Origin of the sequence: Alcaligenes faecalis, from assembly GCF_002443155.1 — a bacterium.
GTDB lineage: Bacteria > Pseudomonadota > Gammaproteobacteria > Burkholderiales > Burkholderiaceae_B > Alcaligenes > Alcaligenes faecalis.
Genome location: NZ_CP023667.1, coordinates 1454887 through 1475130, shown reverse-complemented (window position 1 = coordinate 1475130; position 20244 = coordinate 1454887). Strand labels below are relative to the sequence as shown.

General features: G+C 55.9%; 18 protein-coding genes. 12 read left to right on the top strand and 6 right to left on the bottom strand.

The features are described from left to right. Positions 1 to 54: 54 nt before the first annotated feature. From CPY64_RS06755 to CPY64_RS06740, 4 genes are all read right to left on the bottom strand, one after another. A complete protein-coding gene (locus tag CPY64_RS06755; protein WP_042479999.1) occupies positions 55 to 462 on the bottom strand; it encodes a M67 family metallopeptidase in 408 nt (135 codons plus the stop codon). 19 nt (positions 463 to 481) lie between these two features. Continuing rightward, positions 482 to 1654 carry a molybdopterin-synthase adenylyltransferase MoeB gene (moeB, locus tag CPY64_RS06750; RefSeq protein WP_042479995.1) on the bottom strand — a complete coding sequence of 391 codons (1173 nt, stop codon included), beginning with the start codon at positions 1652 to 1654 and terminating at the stop codon, positions 482 to 484. Between the two features lie 160 nt (positions 1655 to 1814). Further along, positions 1815 to 3050 (bottom strand): MFS transporter, encoded by a 1236-nt coding sequence (locus CPY64_RS06745; RefSeq protein ID WP_042482042.1) that lies wholly within the window; start codon positions 3048 to 3050, stop codon positions 1815 to 1817. A gap of 5 nt (positions 3051 to 3055) precedes the next feature. Further along, entirely contained in the window at positions 3056 to 4090 is a 1035-nt protein-coding gene (locus CPY64_RS06740; protein WP_042479993.1) for a methyltransferase domain-containing protein, read from the bottom strand. Between the two features lie 175 nt (positions 4091 to 4265). On the opposite strand from CPY64_RS06740, the gene CPY64_RS06735 reads away from it, so the two are divergent. The 9 genes from CPY64_RS06735 to CPY64_RS06690 all read left to right on the top strand — a co-directional run bounded on the left by CPY64_RS06735 (position 4266) and on the right by CPY64_RS06690 (position 15868). Then, complete coding sequence (locus CPY64_RS06735) at positions 4266 to 5243, top strand: helix-turn-helix domain-containing protein (RefSeq protein ID WP_052362840.1); 978 nt, start codon at positions 4266 to 4268, stop codon at positions 5241 to 5243. Positions 5244 to 5560: 317 nt separating this feature from the next. After that, positions 5561 to 8728 (top strand): TonB-dependent receptor domain-containing protein, encoded by a 3168-nt coding sequence (locus CPY64_RS06730; protein WP_042479987.1) that lies wholly within the window; start codon positions 5561 to 5563, stop codon positions 8726 to 8728. Between the two features lie 64 nt (positions 8729 to 8792). Beyond that, positions 8793 to 9671 carry a Slam-dependent surface lipoprotein gene (locus CPY64_RS06725; protein ID WP_042479985.1) on the top strand — a complete coding sequence of 293 codons (879 nt, stop codon included), beginning with the start codon at positions 8793 to 8795 and terminating at the stop codon, positions 9669 to 9671. A gap of 118 nt (positions 9672 to 9789) precedes the next feature. Further along, a complete protein-coding gene (locus CPY64_RS06720) occupies positions 9790 to 11277 on the top strand; it encodes a surface lipoprotein assembly modifier (protein WP_042479982.1) in 1488 nt (495 codons plus the stop codon). A 457-nt stretch (positions 11278 to 11734) separates the two neighbouring features. Beyond that, positions 11735 to 12337, top strand: coding sequence for an ATP-dependent Clp protease proteolytic subunit (locus CPY64_RS06710; RefSeq protein WP_042479978.1), 603 nt, complete (start codon positions 11735 to 11737; stop codon positions 12335 to 12337). A gap of 21 nt (positions 12338 to 12358) precedes the next feature. Further along, entirely contained in the window at positions 12359 to 12979 is a 621-nt protein-coding gene (locus tag CPY64_RS06705; protein WP_042479975.1) for a glutathione S-transferase family protein, read from the top strand. Between the two features lie 204 nt (positions 12980 to 13183). Further along, the gene (locus tag CPY64_RS06700; protein ID WP_042479972.1) at positions 13184 to 13609 is read left to right on the top strand and encodes a DUF2946 family protein; all 426 of its coding nucleotides are present in this window, start codon (positions 13184 to 13186) and stop codon (positions 13607 to 13609) included. Between the two features lie 52 nt (positions 13610 to 13661). After that, positions 13662 to 14198 (top strand): YcnI family copper-binding membrane protein, encoded by a 537-nt coding sequence (locus CPY64_RS06695; RefSeq protein ID WP_042479969.1) that lies wholly within the window; start codon positions 13662 to 13664, stop codon positions 14196 to 14198. 47 nt (positions 14199 to 14245) lie between these two features. After that, complete coding sequence (locus CPY64_RS06690; protein WP_042479968.1) at positions 14246 to 15868, top strand: copper resistance CopC/CopD family protein; 1623 nt, start codon at positions 14246 to 14248, stop codon at positions 15866 to 15868. A 16-nt stretch (positions 15869 to 15884) separates the two neighbouring features. Here CPY64_RS06690 and CPY64_RS06685 read toward each other — a convergent pair whose 3' ends face one another. Continuing rightward, a complete protein-coding gene (locus tag CPY64_RS06685) occupies positions 15885 to 16766 on the bottom strand; it encodes a LysR family transcriptional regulator (RefSeq protein ID WP_042479967.1) in 882 nt (293 codons plus the stop codon). Positions 16767 to 16887: 121 nt separating this feature from the next. On the opposite strand from CPY64_RS06685, the gene CPY64_RS06680 reads away from it, so the two are divergent. Then, a complete protein-coding gene (locus tag CPY64_RS06680) occupies positions 16888 to 17502 on the top strand; it encodes a glutathione S-transferase family protein (RefSeq protein WP_042479966.1) in 615 nt (204 codons plus the stop codon). A 25-nt stretch (positions 17503 to 17527) separates the two neighbouring features. Then, positions 17528 to 17938 (top strand): VOC family protein, encoded by a 411-nt coding sequence (locus tag CPY64_RS06675; RefSeq protein ID WP_042479965.1) that lies wholly within the window; start codon positions 17528 to 17530, stop codon positions 17936 to 17938. 223 nt (positions 17939 to 18161) lie between these two features. On the opposite strand, the gene CPY64_RS06670 is transcribed toward CPY64_RS06675, so the two are convergent. Continuing rightward, positions 18162 to 19391, bottom strand: a complete 1230-nt coding sequence (locus CPY64_RS06670; RefSeq protein ID WP_042479964.1) for a glycosyltransferase — start codon at positions 19389 to 19391, stop codon at positions 18162 to 18164. An 88-nt stretch (positions 19392 to 19479) separates the two neighbouring features. On the opposite strand from CPY64_RS06670, the gene CPY64_RS06665 reads away from it, so the two are divergent. Further along, complete coding sequence (locus tag CPY64_RS06665; protein ID WP_042482040.1) at positions 19480 to 20085, top strand: TetR/AcrR family transcriptional regulator; 606 nt, start codon at positions 19480 to 19482, stop codon at positions 20083 to 20085. Positions 20086 to 20244: the final 159 nt, after the last annotated feature.

Below are 20244 nucleotides of genomic sequence, written 5' to 3'. Positions count from 1 at the left end.
TAGTGGTTTCCAACAGCCGGGACGCACGCGCCCTTGGGGGAGCGACGCTGTTCCCTAGACAATCACAATGGTTTCTTCGGTCACACCGCCGTCGATAATCCGGAAGGATCGAACCGGCACGGTGGCTTGGTCCCAAGTGGACACGATCAGGTAATGCAGTTCGGGATGGCCCGCAAAATCAATGTCGTCCTTGCTGGGAAAAGCCTGGCTGGCGGTATGGGAGTGGTAGATCACGCAGCACTCCTGACCGTCCTCATCCAGACGGCGGTCGACCTGAAATTGCTCGCGCGAATCGAACTGATAAAACACCTCCGAGGCCGCCCGGTTTTGCATGGGCAGCACGCGTTCGGCCACCAGCGAGCCCTCCTGGGCGGCAATCAGTCCGCATGCCTCGATGGGATGATCCTGCTTGGCATGATTCAGAACTTGCTCCAGAGCAGAACGACGAATCTGCAAGGCCATGATGTGCTCCCTCCCGCACTTAGTAAGACGCCAATTCGGGAGCGACCTGCTCCACCCAAGCCAGTACACCGCCTTCCAGATTGCGCACATTGGAGGCATTCAACTTGATCAGCTCTTCGCACACGGTCCTGGAACGCGCACCGGAGCGGCACGAGATCACCAGATCCGCATTCGGACCAAAGGCAGCCAGAATCTCGGCAGCGACGGTGGGAGATTTGGGCATCAGAATCGCGCCAGGAATGTTCACGATTTCCCATTCATTGGGATCGCGCACGTCCACCAGGACGGGGGCCTGTTCTTGGTCCAGCCGCTCCTTCAGCTCCAGCACAGTCATGACAGGCACGGGGATGGCCATGGCATCAGCCGGTGGATTCAGGCCGCAGAAGGTTTGGTAATCGCCCAGCTCGGTCACGGGCTTGCGATTAGGCAAGCGACGGATGGGCAGTTCGCGGTAGCACATATCCAGTGCGTCGTAAGCGATCAGACGGCCGATCAAAGGATCGCCAATGCCGGTAATCAGCTTGATGGCTTCGGTGGACATGATGGAGGCAATCGAAGCGCACAAGACACCAAACACACCGCCCTGCGCGCAAGAAGGAGCCAGCTCGGGTGGTGGGGGTTCGGGGTACAGGTCGCGGTAGTTCAAGCCTATGCCACCGGGTGCGTTTTCCCAGAACACCGAGACCTGGCCTTCAAAGCGGAAGATCGAACCCCAGACATAGGGTTTATCGGCCAGCATGCACGCGTCATTGACCAGATAGCGGGTCGCAAAGTTGTCGGTGCCGTCCAGAATCAGGTCGTAGCGCGAAAACAGCTCGACCGCCATGTCCGGTTCCAACCTGTCGGTATACGTTTCTACCTTGATGTGGGGGTTGAGCTTGTGAATCGCACGCTTGGCACTTTCCACTTTCAGCTCCTCAATGCTGTCTACGGTGTGAATGATCTGGCGCTGCAAATTGGATTCATCCACCCGGTCGAAGTCGATGATGCCCAGTGTGCCCACCCCGGCTGCGGCCAAATACAGCAAGGTGGGCGAACCCAGGCCGCCTGCCCCGATGACCAGCACTTTGGCATTTTTGATGCGGCGCTGGCCTTCCATGCCCACATTGGGAATCAAGAGGTGACGGCTATAACGGTTAACCTCTTCGCGGCTTAAAGGCTCACCGGGCTCAACTAAGGGGGGCAAGGTCATAATGACTCCTGGTTAAATACATATGAATACGAACAAGACTTATTCTCAAATATGACTGAAAATGACACAATAGCCTTTGGGTTCTAATTTCTATGCGAGACGGAGCAAAAACGATGAACGCCAACGCAAGCTGTGTGCGCTGGCGTTTTCAGGCCCTGACTTACTGACTACGCAGCAAAACTTCGGTGCTGGCACCAACGCTGTGGCGCACGCGCCAGGCCAGTACAAAGGCGAACAGAACGCCCAGGGTGAGCACGCCCAGCATGACAACCTGACCGAAACGGTCCAGCAAGATGCCAGCGGCAATGGGGACGGCCATACGGGCCAGGGTGAAGATGGTCGATTGCAAACCGTAGTCCGAGGCATTGCGCTGTCTGCGGGTAAAGAACATGGTCAGCCCAAAGAGCAAGGCCGACACCGCCCCCATGCTGGCTGCAATCAACATGGCACTGCTGATCAGCCACACCGGGCCCAGCTTGGCCCAGACCGAGACCATCAGCAGAATCAGGGACAGCAAGGCCGCCAGCAGATAAATAGGAATGGCACGTGCGGCACCCAGCAAGGAGGCCAAGCGACCACCAATCAGGCTAAATACAGCACCGGTAATGCCACCGGCAATCCCTACCGTCCAGGCCACCTCTTCCAAAGGCATGCCCTGGTCCAGCATCAAAGGCTTCAGGTAAAACCAGACAGCGCCAATAAAGGGGAAACTGGTCAGCAGCAGACTGGTCCACTGCTTGGCCCCTTCCTGCCCGAAGAAGCTGACCCAATCGGCAACAAAACCGGGCGGTGCCTGCTCGGTTTCAGCCGCTTGCAAACCGGCTTTGGAACGCAAAAAGGCAAATGGCAAACAACCAATCACCAGCCCCAGGCCCATCAAGGCAAACGGTGCCTGCCAACCCCAGCGGGCCTGCACCAGCACCATCACTCCCGCCCCGACAATCGCGCCCAGAAACAAGGCAGCAGAACGAATACTGCCCGCACGCAACTGTTCCTCGCGCGGCAGGTATTGCACGGCCAAGGCATTCAAGGGAATGTCCATCCAGGTCGCCACAATGCTGATGGCAAACGTCAGGGCAAACAGCAGGGTCCGCTGATCAATCAGATTCTCGCGGCCTATGCCCACATACAAAGCCAGCAACAAGACCGCCATCAACCACAGCCAGTGCACAAAATGTCCGCCACCCAGGCGGACACGCTGCACCGGCATGGCCAGCACCAGCTTGAAAATGGCGGGCAAGGCCGCCAGCTGGAACAAGCCTATCTCGGTGCCGGACCAGCCATGCTGGCGCATCACCAGGGGCATACCCAGCATCAGGTAAATACTGGGGACGGCCAGCACCAGATTCATCCAGCCAAACAGCAGCTGCGCCCCCCACGCTTTCCACGTCTTCATTGTCATCACCCTTTGCACGTCTTGCGCGCAATCAATGCAGTGACGGGCGCAACCGGAAAGCGCACCTCATCAAACTGCTGAACATCATCAAATCCGGCTTGTTCCAGCAACTGGGCCAACTGCCCTTCCGGCAACACATGGCGGCCTTGCATACGCATATGCAGGTAGTAATGCAAAATCCGTCTGGCCTTGCTGACCTCGGTATGCACTTCGGCGTGACAGCACACCAGCACCCCACCGGGACGCAGCGCACGATACAGACGGGCCAGCAAAGCGGGGATGTCCGGCACAAAATGCAGCACGGAGGAGCACCAGATCAGGTCGTAATCCGACCCGAAATCGTCCACCAGCAGATCACCAGCCAAGGTGCTGACACGCGCTTCCAGACCGGCATCAAGAATTTTTTGTTGGGCGACGGCAGCCGCCGCTTCATACTCGAACACCACGGCATTCAAGTCCTGCTGCTGTTGCGCCAAGGCGATGGCTACCAGTCCTGGCCCACCGCCCAAATCCAGCAGACGTTGCGCCTGCCAGAACTCCGGCACTGCCCCAAAAATCTCACAGGCCACCTCGGCCGTGACCGTCGTTTGTTCCTGGGCAATTTGCGAACGTGCCGCCGCTGCCCAGCCTTGCTGAATCAATGCCGGATCCGCTGGAGGCGATTTGCCATTACGCAGCAGTTCGTCAAGCTGATTGCCCACCTGGCGCAAGACGCCATGCCGAAACAGCAAGGCATCGCCACAATATTGCGCCGAACCCGGATTCAGATAACGCGCCGTTTGCGGCAGGCTGCGATAACGTCGCGGACAGGTCCACTGACACTCCAGCAGCTCCAGACTCCACAGCAACTCCAGCAGGTAGGCGGTGTTGTCGGCGTCCCACTTGAGCACAAGCGCAAGTTCCTCCGCAGCGATAAACTTATCCAGATGCGCAAATACGCCATACCCCAAAGCCAGGTTCAAGGCATCTGCACTTAAACCCGCCAATTGCGCGTCCCAACAGGCTTGCAGAGCATGCGACTCCAGCAATTGCTCCGACAAAACGACTTCTCCTAGCGATCGATCCAGCACTGTTTTTTACCTCCGTGAATTCCACAATGGCCCTTCCCTCTGCCATCACAGCTAGAAATGATATATATTTAATGAGAATTATTTGCATTAAGATCTATGCTGAACGGAGCAATTCATATGCGAGGCGCTTTTAGCAGGAGAAATGATGAGCACGCGCAAATTTGGCTATCGCTTAACCACGGATGAACCCAGGTCATGCCGCGCTCTGAGCGATGGCCGAGTCCGGCTGCAACTACCCGAAGAACTGGGCCACTGCTATTCCGAATGCGTGGAACTGGAACAAGGGTTTTTGTTGGGCCGTTTGCACTATCACCCCAGCCGATCGCTGGTTGAAGAAAGCAACGGCCCCCATGCGGGCCGTGTCATTGTGGTGACCGTGGGTCTGCAAGGACAATCGGCCTATCAGGGTCGGGAGAGTTCAGATCTGCTGTTCAAGGCAGGCCATACCACGGTGACGGCTTTCCGATCCCTGCGGGGGGAACGTCACTATCAAGAGGACCAATCCGTATCGCAATTACGGCTGGTCATCAGCGAGGCGGCCTTGAACAAATACGTGGGCCCGGAACGCGCCACCCAGTTGATGGATTGTGTGGGACTGCATCGCCTGTCCTTTCATGCCAGCAGCCAGGCCACCATGGCCCATGCGGCGGCACTGGCACGCTATATGCAGCCGTGCACCCCGGAGCAGCCCATCCATAACCACAGGCTGAACCTGCAAATCCATGCGCTAAGCTTGCTGGCCGAACAGTTCAACCGCCTGGCTCCGCCCGACGCCCCCAACAGCGCCCCGCTGTCGGTGGATGATATTCAGCGGGTTGAGCGAGCACGCGATTTGCTCAGCTCGCAACTGGACCAGCAAATCACGGTAGAGTATCTGGCGACGACGGTGGGCATTAACGAGCACAAACTTAAAGAAGGTTTTCGCTATCTGTACGACAACACGCCTATCGGCCTGCTGCTGGAACTGCGTATGCGCAAAGCCTATACCTTGCTGGAGTCCGGCCAACAAGTAGCCCAGGCCGCCTGGCAAGTCGGCTACAAATACCCCAACAATTTTTCCGTCGCCTTTACGCGCTACTTTGGCCGCTCGCCCAAATCCATTTTTGGCAACAAGCGCGCCTAAACCCTTGTATTTTCGCTGTTTTCGGCCTCTGCATTCATAGAGGCCCACCCTTCTTTTCGGGCCGCCCCCTGCGGCCCTCTCCCTGAAAAGTTCCCTTTCTGCTTTGACAAATTCCTGCAATTGCAGCGGATTTCCGATCCTGCATAGGAATTGCTCCGTCCCGCATATCAATCTAAGTGATAATTATTCTCATTAATGTGAATAATATCCCCGTGCCTTTCCTCACCTTTTGAGACAAGTGGTGAGCCTGGCCATTAAACGGGAAGTATTTCCCCACGACAGATTGTTATTTTTCGCACGGAGCCCTGGTTCGTTTTATGTCCGCTACCCTTTCACCCTACACAAAAAAACACGCGCTCAAGCCGCTGGTGTATGCCTTGATTCTGGCCTCCTGGGCCGCGCAGACACAGGCCCAAAGCGTGGGCAGCTCCCCCCCCTCCTCCCGTCAGGACGAGAGCCAGAAAGACACGGACAGAGCCACTCGTCTGGACACCATTACCGTCGTGCGTGAAACCCGCGATGAGGCCGGCAAAACCGATGTATTCGAGAAAGACGTCTCCAATGTGTACGCCGGCAAGGAAGAGATCGAGCTGTACAAGGGCAGCTCCGTGGGGGATTTGTTCAAGGGCCTGAACGGTGTGTATGCGGGGGACTCTCGCAATAGCGGTGCGCTGGACCCGAACATTCGCGGTATCCAGGGTGAAGGCCGAATTCCACTGACGATTGACGGCACGGAACAGGCAACATCAGTCTGGCTGGGACCGGCCGGGGTCGCCAACCGCAACTATGTTGATCCCAATATGATCAGCAGCATTCTGGTGGAAAAAGGCGTGTCGGCAACGTCGGGAGCCAGCGGGATTGGCGGATCGGTGCAGATCCGCACGCTGCAGGTGGAGGATATTGTCAAACCGGGCGAGACCTTCGGGATTGAGCTGAAGGCGGAAACGGCGACGAATTCGACCAAGCCGAATGAGCGTTCGTTCGGAGTGTTCGGTAAAGACTATAGAGACATCCCTGGCGCAGTATTTGATAAAGGTGGTACTAACGGCGTCATTCTGCCGGGATCCGTTTCGCCAGAGCGTATGCCTAAAGAAGGCAATGGCGGCAAGAACTTCAACTTCGAAGACCACTCCTATCGCCTGGCAATCGCAACCAAACAAGAGAACTTTGACCTGCTGGCCGCATACAGCTACCGCAGTCGCGGCAACTATTACAGCGGTAAAAAGGGTAGCGAGAAATACGAGTACGACTCGTGGCAGGAAGATGCCAAGAACGATAAAAGGCCGGGCTTCTCATCCCCAAGCATCAGCTACATCGCCAAATATTTCCGCCCCGGTGAAGAGGTCCTGAACACATCCAGCGAACTGGAAACCACCCTGCTCAAGGGAACGCTGCGCTTACCTCACGATCAAGCCATTGATATGAGCTACATGCGCAGCAACCATACCTTTGGCGAGAGTGTGCCTTGGAACGTGGTCTGGGCCGTGCATGCGCTGGATGGTCAGGGCGAGAAAAAGATTCTGCAAAACGAGAACCCCTATAGCAAGGTCAAACAAGACACCTGGAATCTGAACTACTCCTGGAACCCCGAAGGTAACCGTTTCATCAACTTGAAAGCCGGCGCCTGGATTACCCAAAGCGACAGTGCTCGCCATCAGAACGGTGACGTTATCTATGGCACTCAAGGCGACGGGTGGAATGGTCGGGATCACGCGTGGGATGACTATACGGATTGCCACGTCCTTGGCAGAGATCTACCCATGTGTGCCAACGTCCCTACGACTCCACCCGATAAAGAATCCAATGCGGATGGTCGTTTCAACATTGTGCCTCGCGCCTTGCAAATTACCGATCACCGTCGCACAGGTTTGAACCTGAGCAATGAAATGACTTTGCACTCCACCCTGGACTTGAGCTTGCAAGCGGACTTTACGCGCGAAAAACTCAAACAGCATGACGCTTCGGAAAACCTCACGCACCTGACTGAACTGAACTGGGGCGTAAACCATATGGGGCCGCGTTCGGGCACCCGCCAACAATGGAACTTTGGTTTTAATTTTGATTGGCGCCCGATCGACTGGTTGCAGGTGAATGCTGGCGCTCGTTACAGCGACTATTGGTCGTATGACGACAAGCTGGCCGAGATGCGTAGCCAGCAACATAAGGATTGGGCTATTAGGCCCGCTCTGACGGGCTACAACTATCAAGTACAGCGTTTGATGACGGATCAAGAGGCAAACGCGTATGAGAACAAGATTATTCAAAGCTTGACGCCAGCCTATGAAAAATACAAAGAAGACTGGCAAACCTGGTATGACTTTGACCCCAGTTTTGTTGATGGCCCCCTCTTAACCCCTGAGGAGTTTATGGGTGACCAACTGCAACGAGGGAAGGTCAACGGGTATCGCTACACAGACGAATCAGTTTTTGTGCCATCTGGCCAATCACATGCCGGCTTTACTGCAAACAACCCCTTCACGAATGGCGAAATCGATACAAGTGAGAAGGTCACCGATGCCCAGGGCCAAAAAGGCACAGTGGATAAATATATTGCATCGAATGCCAACCGAAAGCCAGTTTATCAAGATGAGTCTGAAATACCGAATAAATGGGAAGAGCCCAAAAAGCAAAAAGATCACGCTTGGGTTCCCCATATTGGGCTGACTGCTTTCGTCACAGACGATATCCGTATCTATGCGCGGTACAACGAGTTTGTCCGCTTCCCTAGCCTGTTTGAGTCCTCCATGGCAATGGCTGGCAGCAGCAAAAGCTCCACAGGTGTCGCAGTTAGCCCGGAGCATGCCTACAACTGGGAAATTGGTTATGCCCACAACCTGAGCGGCTACTTTCCCAGCCTGGACTACGCAGACATCAGGATCAACTACTTCAATAACCGCATCAAAGACTATATAGACCGGGATTGGGACTTCAATGTCGTGCAATTTGCCGAGAAAAAAATGTCCGGCATTGAACTGCAAGCTCGGGTGGATAGTGGCAAATACTTTGCCAACTTTGGTGGCACGTACCGCCTGAAACAACAACTGTGCGACCACGACTACGCACAAACTTTTAATCCCATTCCTGGAGCGTCAGGTGGTCGCAACGTCCCTGGCTGCGTAGATGGTGGCTTCCCTCGCACCTTTGCCAGAACCAGTCTGCAACCCCAGTACTCACTGAATCTGGATGTAGGTGCTCGTCTCCTGGAAAAGAAGCTATTGCTGGGTGCACGCGCCGTTTATCACAGTGCCGCCAAGAACAAAGACGAGGGTGCCTTTGGAGCTATGGGCTGGGCCTATAACCGAGCCAACTACTGGAACCCGATCCTGGTCTTTGATGCCTACGCCAGCTATCAGGTGCAGAAGAACCTGAATGTAGACGTGGCGATCAGCAATCTCACCAATCAGTACTACCTGGATCCCATGGCCCGCACCTCTATTCCGGCCCCTGGGCGAACAGTGCGCGTCGGTATGACAGCACGTTTTTAAGTTAATCAGTTTTTTTGGTCGTTTTCGTAAAAACGCCCTTTTTCTTCACTTAATGGAGTTCGTAATGAAAGCAAGTCTGAATGTACAAAAACTGGCTATTGTTTCGGCTTTCCTGCTGGCCTCCGCCAGCAGCTTCGCCGCCCCCGTTGCAGGTGGCGCTTCCAAAGGTTTTGTCGTTGCTGACAAACCCTCCACGATGATGGCTATCGGCGAAGCAGGCATCTCCATGCCCGGCACCGGTCCTTACACTGCGAACCCAGCCGATCAGTCGGGTGTGGTCAGCTTCAAGAGCGGTCCCATTTGGCAAACAAACCAGGTGTTAAGCAATGCAGACGGCCATGGTTACATTGAAATGCCTGCTGGCACGAAAATCTCTGAAACTTGGCGTCACACGATTAGCAGCGGTACTGGTGCCGGCACTCAAATCTACGCTTATCGTCAAATGAACGACCCCCTGACTGGCTACCCACACTTCGGCGGTGAGGTCGTGGCAAAAGTTTCTGGTCAAGAAGTGTATTTTGGTGAATGGGCTCCGCGCGTCGCCAACCCTAGCCAAGGCAGCAGCACCAACTTGAACATGAACAGCGCAGACCGCACAGTGTTCTACACAGGCGAAAACCCAACCACTGCCATGCCTGCTCTGGTCAATGCTGAATACAACGTTGTAGCTGTACGTAAATACAATCCAGGCACTCAAGGTGGTGTATTTAGCGGCGTTTTGACAGCTAACTACGGCGGCGGTAGCGGTACATTGGCTGGCTCTGTCGGTGGTGTGAACTTCAACGGCACCTCCATTGCTTCCAATGGCCAATTTGCACAAGACTTTAGTGACTCCTCGAAAATTCGAGGCCAATTCTACGGTTCCCAAGCAGAAGCCTTGGCAGGTATTTACTACAACCCAGCCAACGGTGCCAAAGACATGGCCTTCGGCGGTGCCCGCTAATAACGGGTAGCTGACAACACTCTAGTGTTGCCATAAGAAAAGAGGGATCGACAAGCTCGATCCCCTTTCTCTCCGGACCCTGCGTCCATCTCCCCTTTTTCTTGCAAGGTTTTCATTCATGCATGGGCGAGCCCTTCCCCTTTTGTGCCTGCTGCTGGCCATGGCATCCAGCGCGGTGCAAGCCAACGACGACGATACGCGCCGACTTCTGAATCAAATCGACCGCAATCTGAACGAACGCGAACGCTCCCATTTAGTGGAAGAAACCCCGCCTGATGTGGACCCATCAGCCCTGATCACCATCAACGGCACAACCTATAGCGTCGATGCCACGCTGACCGATCTGGAACCGGCCATTTATGTCGCCATCAATCTGCAACAGTGGGCCAAGGTGGATCAGTTTGTAGAAAAGTATCAGGAGCTGCCCGGCCACAACCCTGCCCTGGTGTTGATGGCTCAAGGGATGGTGGCCCGTAGCAAGGACAATCACAGCTTGGCTATCAGCAAGCTGCGCCAGGCTCAGGAAAGCGATCCCAATATGATGCGCGCCAAGCTGGAACTGGCCCGCCTGCTGTTCGAGGACTATCAATCCAGCGAAGCCAAGGAGCTGTTCAGCCAGATTTCCTCTGCCGGTATTCCAGAAGAAGTACGGCCCGTGATCGAAGGCTTCCAGGGTGCTTTGCAGGACCGCAATGCCTGGCATGGTTCAGCCTCGATTGGCCTGGGCTACAACAGCAATATCAACAAGGAAAACGGCCAGGAAGACACCTTCTTTACCTGCTATTTCTTTGGGTGCTTTCCGTCAGTGCGCAAGATGCCAGACCCGGTCAAATCCACGGCCATGGTCTACGACCTGACCTTGAACCGGCGCTTCCAGCTAAGCGGCAACCACAATCTGCTTCTGCGCGGTCTGAGCTACGGCAATCTGTACGACAAGCATAAGGAAGCCGAGCCCAAGGACATTTATTACAGCGACAACACCAGCATTATTTACGCGGGCTACAACTACCAGGATGCTAAAAACGATCTGTCGATTACGCCCTTGTTCGAGAACAATTACACCAACCGTCGCACCAGCTATCAGTCCTGGGGCGGGCGCGTGGACTGGAAGCATAATCTTAGCGACAGGCTGCAAGTAGGCGTGAATGCTCAGCACAAGAGTCTGTCCTACAAAGGCGATTTACGGCAGTACTTTGAAGGCGTCAAAGAGAACCAGATAGGCTTGTACGGCTCGTATCTGATTGATGCCAAAACCGTGGTCTACGGGGGCCTGAATTACACCCGTAATCTGCAGTCTCAACAAACCGCGCAAAGCCGCAGCTATATGGCAAACCTGGGAATTTACAGGGCCTTTGATGCGGGTTTCAACATCAACGCCACGGCACTGTACCGGCAGACTCGACACGATGCCGAGGACTTGTTTTTGGGTGGACTGCGCAAGGACCGGCAACAGATTTATATCCTGAACGTGGGCATGCCACGCTTTGCGTTCCAAGGCATTACACCCAATCTGTATGTGAAGCACACCTTCAACAACAGCAATATCGACTGGGCTTTCAAATACAAGCAAACCGAAGTCGCGCTGAAGCTGGAAAAGCGTTTTTAAGCAGGGACTTCTTCGACCTTGGCGGGCTGATCTGGTGCAGTCCCGTTTTAGCATCAAGCGCCTGTAGCGACAGGTATCTTTTTTAGTGACAGGGAGCGTCGTGTCACTGTGGAGAGAAGCGCTTCCAATGATGTATCGGGGTTCTGTGGCAAGTCTCCAGGCCCAGCGGCAGCGTGTAGATCAGCCCTTCCCGTAATGCTGGTCCAAGAGACAGGACTATAAGGTCTTGTTCCCTGGATAAAACACGCAACAAGCATGAGACTATGATGAGCTTGCAGGGCCGACCGCCCTGCATTTGCTTTGTCTGCTTGCGTTGCGCCCTATTGCGGCCCCAGGCCCGGACAAAAAAAACCACAAAATTTGCCAAGTGAAAGCCCGGTTGACCATCAGCCGGGATATAGTCGAGCAATCGATTTTCCTTAGCAGACAGAATACTTATCCCTTGGAGTCTTTCCCCATGCTTGGCCAAGAAAAAGAAACTCGCTCTGATACCAGCCCTCAAGACAGCGCCTTTCTGGAAGAAAAAGCCTTCCGCGCCCGCACTGTGCTGGTCTTTGGCACCATCACGGATAAGCTCGCCTCGGAAACCGTGCGCAAGCTGCTGGCGCTGGATGCCGAATCCACCGCCCCCATCACCATGATCGTGTCCTCGCCCGGTGGGCACCTGGAATCGGGCGATGCCATCCATGATGTGGTGCGTTTTATTTCCTCGCCCGTCACCATGGTCGGTACCGGTTGGGTTGGCAGTGCTGCCACCCACCTGTTCCTGGGTGCGGCCCGCGAGCGCCGCGTGTGCCTGCCTCAAACCCGTTTTCTGATTCACCAACCCAGCGGTGGCGCCGGTGGTCAGGCCAGCGATATGGCCATTCAAGCCCAGGAAATCATGAAAGCGCGCGAACGTATCGCTCAGGTGATTGCCCGTGAGACTGGCCAACCTATCGAACGTGTACGTGACGATATCGAACGCGACAAATGGATGGGTGCCGAGGAAGCCATTGAGTATGGCCTGATCTCTCGCATTATCGAACGTCGTGACGAACTGCTGCCCGCCAGCAAGTAAATATCACCTGAGAGCCCCATCATGCTGACTATTCTTGGCAGAGAATCCTCCATCAATGTGCGCAAAGTCATGTGGACCTGCGCGGAGCTGAATCTGGAATTTGAGCGGCAGGATTGGGGCATCGGTTTCAAGGACGTCAACACGGACGAGTTCCGTGCGTTGAACCCCAACGCCAAAATCCCCGTCCTGCTGGATGGGGATCACGTGCTGTGGGAGTCCCATACCATTGTGCGTTATCTGGCCAACCGCCAGGCACCAACGGCCTTGTATCCGCAAGATGCCTGGCAACGAGCCAAAGTGGATCAATGGCTGGACTGGCAGGCGTCCGAGCTGAACCCGACCTGGACGTATGCGTTCTGGAGTTTGGTGCGTCAGTCGCCCAAGCATCAGGACGCCTCACAGGTTCAGGCATCCTTGGCGGCCTGGACGCAGGTAATGGGGATTCTGGAAAAGCACTTGGCGCAGACCCAGGCCTATGCGGCCGGACCGGAGTTCAGTCTGGCCGATATCATTCTGGGCCTGTCCATTCACCGCTGGCTGAATACGCCGTTTGATCGCCCGCTGCTCAAGGCAGTCGAAGACTACTACCACCGCCTGGCCGCGCGGCCTGCATTTGTAGAGCAATGCGCCGGTTTTCCCTAAGCACTGCGTTGCCTTGCCTGTCCAAAGCCGCCTGCTGTGTTCGCGGCTTTTTTATGCGTGACTGAACATCGGGGCCACTTGACGCCCTTTTTACATCAACGGCAAACCAGCAAACTCTAAATCCAAATCCACTTAAAATTTGGCGCCAGATAACTGGCAAACGCCTCCTCAGTCAGCCACCACTTTTGTAATATACTTTTCCGCATGCGCGCCCTGGGTCCCCGTTTCGTTTTCCGCGAAATCCGAGTTTGGCAACTTCTGTTTTGCCTGGCTCTGCTGGCCTACGTCTGTCGCGCCATCGTCCCGGCGGGCTACATGCCTACCCGCTCAGCCCAGGACAATGGCTTTGTCATTACCTTCTGTACCGCAGGTAATCCAGCCAATACACTCTGGATTGATCTGGTCGGCCAGGATGGTCAGGCGGATTCCGATACGCATCAAAACCAGCAGGATTGTCCCTTTGGTATCGCGGCGTCCCCCGCCTTGTTGCCGACCTTGGATGCGCCTGTCCTGATCAGCCTGATTACATATCGACCAGTTTTGTTGGCCGAGAGCAATCAAACCCGGCCCCCGCTACCTGCACAAGGCCCACCTTTAGGTTCACGCGCCCCACCCTTACGCCTCGCTTGATATGTCCCCGTCCTTGGACGGTCTCTCTTTTTCTATCTAGCCGAGGTTTTCAATGTCGATTTCTTCTACGTCTTTCCGTGCCACTCTGGGCATGGCTGCTGTGCTGTTCGCCTCTTCCGCTGTTGCACACATTTCCCTGCAAACCAAGCAAGCCCCGGTAGGCAGCAGCTACAAGGCTGTGCTGTCCGTACCGCATGGTTGCAAAGGCTCTGCCACCACCAAAATCCGTGTCCGTATTCCTGAAGGCGTGGTCGGCGTCAAACCACAACCCAAAGCTGGCTGGACCCTGGAAACAGTAAAAGGTGACTACAAGCAGGCCTACACCCGTTGGGGTGCCAAGGTCAGTTCCGGTGTTCAGGAAGTGGTGTGGGCTGGCGGCCCCTTGCAGGACGAGCACTATGACGAGTTCGTGTTCATCAGCTATCTGGCCGATGAACTCCAGCCCAATAGCACACTCTACTTCCCGGTTGTACAGGAGTGCGAACAAGGCGTGGAGCGCTGGATTGATCAAGCAGCTCCGGGCACCAAGGAAGCGGCTGACCATTCCGACACCCCCGCTCCTGCGCTGCAACTCTTGCCCAAGCCTTAAACACCCAGGCGGCTGGTGCCCTTGGGCATCAGCCTGAAGGAGATCTTATGCAAACGCAGACCCTGCGTGGGCGGGCTTATTGTCATCCACTGTCGGTGTTATTCCTTGCCCTGCTGTTGCTGGCCTGGACGCCCGTCCTTTATGCCCATGCGTCCTTGGTAGCCAGCAAACCCGATAGCGGCACAGTACTGGCTCAGGCTCCCAAAACAGCCAGCCTGAATTTCAACGAGTCCGTATCCCCCTTGCTGGTGAAGTTGATTCGTCCCGACGGCTCCTCCGAAGAGCTGGGGGATGTACTGACCCAAGACCATGGACTGGAATTGGCCTTGCCCCCCATGGACGCAGAAGGCACTTATGGTTTGAGCTGGCGGGTGATTTCAGCTGATGGCCATCCCGTGGGCGGGACGCTGACGTTTTCAGTTGGATCGCCCAGCACCAATCTGGTGGAAGATGCCAGCAGCAATCCCGTCAGAAACAGCCTGATCTGGCTGGCCCGACTCCTGGGCTATCTGGGTCTGTTTACGGGGATAGGCTGGGTGATCTACCGCGCCCTGATTCCAGAATCAAACGACGCATCAAGCCAGCAAAGCCGTATCGCACCGGGCATGCTGGCTTTAGGTGCCGTCGCCTTATTGCTGAACCTGGGCCTGGTCGGTGTCGATGCGCTGGACTTGCCCTTGTCCGCCTTGTTAAGTACAGCAGCCTGGAAAACTGCTGCATCCACCTCGATGGGCTTGGCAGTGCTGCTGGGCTGGGTCGCCCTGGCCTGTGCCGCCCTCTCCTGGAAAGCAAAAAACGTCACTAACCAGAAATGGCTGGCTGCTTTGGCGCTGATTCTTTTGGGAACTTCCTTAGCTTCCAGTGGCCATGCCAGCACCGCAGATCCCGCCTGGTTGTCCCGCCCCAGTGTCTGGCTACATGTCGTGGCGGTGACACTGTGGATTGGTTCTTTGCTGCCTTTGGCCTACGCGCTTCAACATGCTCAGGAATCCCGCCTGCTGACGCTGTTCTCACACTGGATTCCCGCCGTCCTGCTGGTTCTGATTCTGAGCGGAGCCGCGCTGATCTACGTGCAATTCGATCAGCTCGCCTCGCTATGGGAAAGCCGATATGGGCAAGTGCTCAGTGCCAAGCTGATTCTGGTCCTGCTTCTGCTGGGCCTGGGCGCCTACAACCGCTATCGCCTGACTCAATCCGTCTTGCAACAGCGTAGCGATGCTCGGCAAGCTCTGCGACGTGTGGTTCGTCTGGAGTATGTGCTGGTAGTGCTGATCCTGGCCGTGGCCGCTTTGTGGCGCTTTACCCCGCCTCCACGCGCCTTGGCCCAGCTAGTCCCACCCAGCGTTTCCAGCCATATTCATACCGAAGCAGGCATGGCGGATCTGTTATACATCCCGGCCACCACCCAGCACCCAGCCATTCTGACCGTCTCTTTATACGAGCCGGATTTCAGCCCCCTGAAGGCTCAAGAGGTCGAGGTGATTTTCAGCAACCCGCAGGCCGGAGTGGAGTCCATTACCTTTCCGGCGGAACTGACCCTGCATGATCAATGGGAAGTGAATCATATCGAGCTGCCGCACCTGGACAGTTGGAATATTCGTATTCAGGTGCTGATTTCAGACTTTGAACGCATACACCTGGATAGCACGCTGGACTTGCAAGCCGACTAAAGCCGGCATCCCGAAATCAGAAGGGCTTCATATAACGCTTGATAGCCTCGATAAAGACGCGAACATTGGGATGATGTTTGCGCCCGCCTTCAAACAGTAAAGACACGGGCAAGGCTGGCGCTTCATCATCACGTAGCAATGGCTCCAGCCGCCCAGCCTCTATCTCGCCCGCCACCTGATAAGACAGGGTACGCAACACACCCAGACCCGCCACCGCTGCAGCAATTGCCGCATCCACATGGCTGACAGACAGACGCGGCACCCCACCCGCACGACGCACCTCATCCAGCCCCCAACCGCGATGCGGCCCGCCTTCATCCTCGACCCAAATCAAATCGTGATACCGCAAATCTGCCAATGAAGCCGGTCTGCCTTTACGCGCCAGATAGTCGGGACTGGCACTGAAAACACGCCGAACCTCTCCGACCGGCACCACATGCAAGGAGCTGTCCGGCAAGTCGGCAATGCGGACCGCAATATCTATCCCTTCCTCCACCAATCGCACCAGGCTGTCGCGCAGAATCAGGCGGATTTGCAGTTGTGGATGCAGGCGCAACAACTCCAGCACCACCGGCATCACATACATTTTTCCGAACATGACGGGAGCCGTGACTGTCAGGGTGCCGCTGGGTTCAGAACGGCTCCCCTGCACACTTTCCACGGCCTGATCGATCTGGGCGATCCCCGCCCGGCAGCGCTCCAGAAACAGGCTGCCCTCTTCCGTCAGCCGCACGCTGCGCGTAGTGCGCATCAGCAATTGCACGCCCAGGCTGGTCTCCAACGCCGCGATGGTGCGCGACACCGTGGTGGGCGACATATTCATGCGCCGCCCGGCCTCGGCAAAGCTGGCCTGCTCCGCCACACAAATAAAAGTACGTAGTGTTTTCAGCCTGTCCATGCGCTCCGCCCTCAAAGACTATGCTCAAGAATCGCAATAATGAAGTGCAATTTTAGGTGATTGTTTCGCACTGTCATAGAAAGCAGAATGAATACCTCTTGTTTATGACTGGTGAACTGCCATGAAGCTCTATCACTACGCCCTGTCCGGGCACGCCCATCGCGCCGCCCTGTTTCTGTCTTTAAGCGGCTTGCCCCATGAGTTGATCGAGGTCGATATGGCGGCCAAGGCGCACAAGCGGGCGGAATTTCTGGCCCTGAATGCCTTTGGGGAAATTCCTGTACTGGATGACGATGGCCAGATCATTGCTGACTCGCTGGCAATTCTGGTCTATATCGCCCGCAAAATTGGCCCCTCGCACTGGCTGCCCAGCGATCCGTACCAGGAAGCGCAAGTACAACGCTGGCTGTCCGTGGCGGCGGGCAAGATTGCCTACGGCGCCTGTGCGGCTAGATTGGTCACCGTGTTTGGTGCCAGCTTCAATCCCGAAGAAGTAATTACGCGCGCCCATGCCACCTTGGCCACTATGGAACGCAGCCTGAAAGACCAGCGCTGGATTGCCGGAACCGAAGATCCCACGATTGCGGACATTGCACTGTACAGCTATGTAGAACGCGCCCCCGAAGGCAATGTAGATTTGTCCGCCTATCCCCGCGTTCAAAGCTGGCTGCGCCAGATCGAGGCCTTGCCCGGCTTTATCCCCTTTCAGAAAACCCGCGCCGGCCTGCAAGCCTGACGACGCTCTTGGAGCCAAACACATCATGAACTTCAACAAACTGGAACTGGACCATATAGGCATACGGGTAACGGACCTGGACATTGCCGAAGCCTTTTATGCCAAGCTGGGTTTTCTGCGCGACCCCGACGAGTTTGCGCCCCAGGCCAAAGCCTGCGGCCTGGTTCACACCAACGGAATGCGTATTCACTTGATCTATAACGGCCTGGCCGCAGAGGAAGGTAATGTGCTGCTGGATGCGCCTGTGAAACGGCCCGGCTACACCCATGCCGCCTTCATCATCGACAGCATGGACGAATTGCTGGGCTGGCTTGAACGGGAGAATATTCGCGTCAGTGAAGGTCCGGTGATGATGGGCCATGGCCGTCGCATGGTCTGCTTTATCCGCGACCCAGATTTGAATGTGCTGGAATTTAACGAGATTCTGGCGGCCTAGTTTGGTACGCAACGTAGGTGCATAACAGCCCCGGCAAGTATTTAAAACTTGCCGGGGCTGTACCCAGCTTTTTCTGACAAACCTGAGCTGCGCTGACTTACGTTGGCACTTGCCCTCTATCGAAGAAGAATCCATTGAGACAAGGAATTCAACAACTTGATATGCAAGAGACCCGCCCCTTTATCCAGGCCCTTCTCTGTTTTGCCAACACGTCAGCCTCCGACTAGCGCATCAAGGCTTCGATCGCCGCAATGGCCACCTCCACCCCATCTTCCTTCTCCATATCCCGCGCGATGTCTTGAGCACGGGCCCGCACAGCGTCTTGCTGAACAAACTCCAAAGCCGCTTTCAGCTGAGCACTATTGACCCGTTTTCCGGATAAAGGCTCCGGCGCCACACCCAACAAGGCCAGCCTGTGTGCCCAGAAAAACTGATCGCCCGCAAAGGGCAAAACAATGGACGGCACACCCGCTCTGGCTGCTGAATGCGTAGTGCCCGAACCGCCATGATGAATCACAGCGGACATGCGGGGGAATAAATGCTGATGCGGCACCTCGTCCACCTTGAAGAAGTTGTCCGGCAAGACCGCCTCTTGCATGCCACTCCAACCGGGGCTGAACACCACACGGCGACCTTGCATGGCTTCAATCATCATTTCAACAAAGCGCGCACGATCAAAACCGGCCATGCTGCCAAAGCCTATATAGACCGGTGCCTCCCCTACTGTCAGAAAGGCTTCCAGTTCCGCATCCATTGTCCAGTCCTGTGTCGGCATGATCCATTGACCACACAGCCGCGCACTGGCGGGCCAGTCTTTGGGTGGAGCCAGCAAGCTGGGGGAGACCCCGTACAACATGGGATGATCGGACCAGACCTTGTCCTGGGCGGGCAGCCCGCAGATCTGCCGCCGTGCCTGATTGGTGACCCGCTTGAACGCACGCCACAGCAGTGCATTCACCCATTCATGACTACGTTTATTCAAGAAGCGCGGCACCTTGTTCGGTGGCAGAAAGGGAGATGGAAAATCAGCGGTGGGAGTAATGGGTATCAGCCCGGTGCCAATGGCCTTAATGCCGCGACGCTCTGCTACGGACAGCCCTACAAAAGCAGCCAGACCCGAAACGATAATCGCATCACAACCCTCGCTGGCATCCAGCACTGTTTGCATCCAGGACGGGGTATTGGCATTGGCAATCGCCGCCAACGCCTTGGCCGTTTGCTGAAAACCGCCCTTTTCCTGCACCGCACTGGACAGAATCTGCCCAGGCATCAGGGCCTGCCGTATATCACCGGCCAGGGGTAGACATGGCACACCCAAGGTTCGAGCAGAGCCTAAAGTGCCACCATCCGCCAGCAGGCAGACCTCATGCCCCGAAGCCATCAAACCCGCCGCCAAGGTGGCAAGCGGACGTACATCCCCCTCGGTACCGTAAGTCACAAGCGCAAGTTTCATGATCTGGCCTTGTTGGCGATAGCATCAATGGCATCATAATATTGCACGTCGTATACTTATGCAATTCGTATACTTTTAAATGCCTACCATGACTACAGACCACGATCCCGGTCGCCGGGAACGCAAACGCTTGTTGATGCTGGAGCAAATACGCCAGACAGCAGCAGCCCTGTTCGAGGAGCACGGCTACGAGGCCGTCACCATGGAGCAGATTGCGGACGGGGCCGACATTGCCAAGCGCACCTTGTACAAGCACTTCCCCAGCAAAGAGGCGGTGGTGGCGTTTCATGTGGATGCGCAGCTAAAGCAGGATCTGACTTATCTGCAACATGAAGTGGCTCAATGCCCTACGTTCCAGGCGCAGGCTTTGTGCATACTGCGTGCCTCGGCAGACTGGTGCACGCAGCACCCTGAGTTTCTAAAAGCCTATCTACGCCATCAATTGCTGAATACAGGCACAGCCAGCAAGGACAGTGACATCACTCAAACCTGGCAGGCATTGATGGCCTTGGCCCAAGACTCGGGGGAGTTGAACTCCTCGCTAAACCCCGAGCAATTGGCCCATTGGTTTCATCATCTGTATTTCGGAGCCATGCTGCGCTGGCTGAATCAGCCTGAGCTGTCCCTGCATCAGGAATTCGAGGCCATGACCCGGTTGTTCTTGCATGGCGCGACAGTAAAAGGCCCGGCATAAAAAGGCAGGAAACACTCCTGCTTTTTCGTGACTGACCAGATCAATCAGAATCAAGTCGCGCCAGCATGGCTAGATGCCCAGCCATAGCTCCGGCTCTGCCGTGCAGTCGGCCAGCAGCGCCAGGCCAGCATTCAGAATATCCTCCCGTGTCAGGCCGGC

What these genes read in the sequence shown, in the direction of transcription:
- CPY64_RS06705 (WP_042479975.1), top strand. Translation starts at nt 12,359, where the DNA reads ATGCTGACTATTCTTGGCAGAGAATCCTCCATCAATGTGCGCAAAGTC.
- CPY64_RS06745 (WP_042482042.1), bottom strand. Translation starts at nt 3,050, where the DNA reads ATGAAGACGTGGAAAGCGTGGGGGGCGCAGCTGCTGTTTGGCTGGATG.
- moeB (WP_042479995.1), bottom strand. Translation starts at nt 1,654, where the DNA reads ATGACCTTGCCCCCCTTAGTTGAGCCCGGTGAGCCTTTAAGCCGCGAA.
- CPY64_RS06735 (WP_052362840.1), top strand. Translation starts at nt 4,266, where the DNA reads ATGAGCACGCGCAAATTTGGCTATCGCTTAACCACGGATGAACCCAGG.
- CPY64_RS06680 (WP_042479966.1), top strand. Translation starts at nt 16,888, where the DNA reads ATGAAGCTCTATCACTACGCCCTGTCCGGGCACGCCCATCGCGCCGCC.
- CPY64_RS06695 (WP_042479969.1), top strand. Translation starts at nt 13,662, where the DNA reads ATGTCGATTTCTTCTACGTCTTTCCGTGCCACTCTGGGCATGGCTGCT.
- CPY64_RS06685 (WP_042479967.1), bottom strand. Translation starts at nt 16,766, where the DNA reads ATGGACAGGCTGAAAACACTACGTACTTTTATTTGTGTGGCGGAGCAG.
- CPY64_RS06690 (WP_042479968.1), top strand. Translation starts at nt 14,246, where the DNA reads ATGCAAACGCAGACCCTGCGTGGGCGGGCTTATTGTCATCCACTGTCG.
- CPY64_RS06730 (WP_042479987.1), top strand. Translation starts at nt 5,561, where the DNA reads ATGTCCGCTACCCTTTCACCCTACACAAAAAAACACGCGCTCAAGCCG.
- CPY64_RS06675 (WP_042479965.1), top strand. Translation starts at nt 17,528, where the DNA reads ATGAACTTCAACAAACTGGAACTGGACCATATAGGCATACGGGTAACG.
- CPY64_RS06755 (WP_042479999.1), bottom strand. Translation starts at nt 462, where the DNA reads ATGGCCTTGCAGATTCGTCGTTCTGCTCTGGAGCAAGTTCTGAATCAT.
- CPY64_RS06670 (WP_042479964.1), bottom strand. Translation starts at nt 19,391, where the DNA reads ATGAAACTTGCGCTTGTGACTTACGGTACCGAGGGGGATGTACGTCCG.
- CPY64_RS06725 (WP_042479985.1), top strand. Translation starts at nt 8,793, where the DNA reads ATGAAAGCAAGTCTGAATGTACAAAAACTGGCTATTGTTTCGGCTTTC.
- CPY64_RS06710 (WP_042479978.1), top strand. Translation starts at nt 11,735, where the DNA reads ATGCTTGGCCAAGAAAAAGAAACTCGCTCTGATACCAGCCCTCAAGAC.
- CPY64_RS06665 (WP_042482040.1), top strand. Translation starts at nt 19,480, where the DNA reads ATGACTACAGACCACGATCCCGGTCGCCGGGAACGCAAACGCTTGTTG.
- CPY64_RS06720 (WP_042479982.1), top strand. Translation starts at nt 9,790, where the DNA reads ATGCATGGGCGAGCCCTTCCCCTTTTGTGCCTGCTGCTGGCCATGGCA.
- CPY64_RS06700 (WP_042479972.1), top strand. Translation starts at nt 13,184, where the DNA reads ATGCGCGCCCTGGGTCCCCGTTTCGTTTTCCGCGAAATCCGAGTTTGG.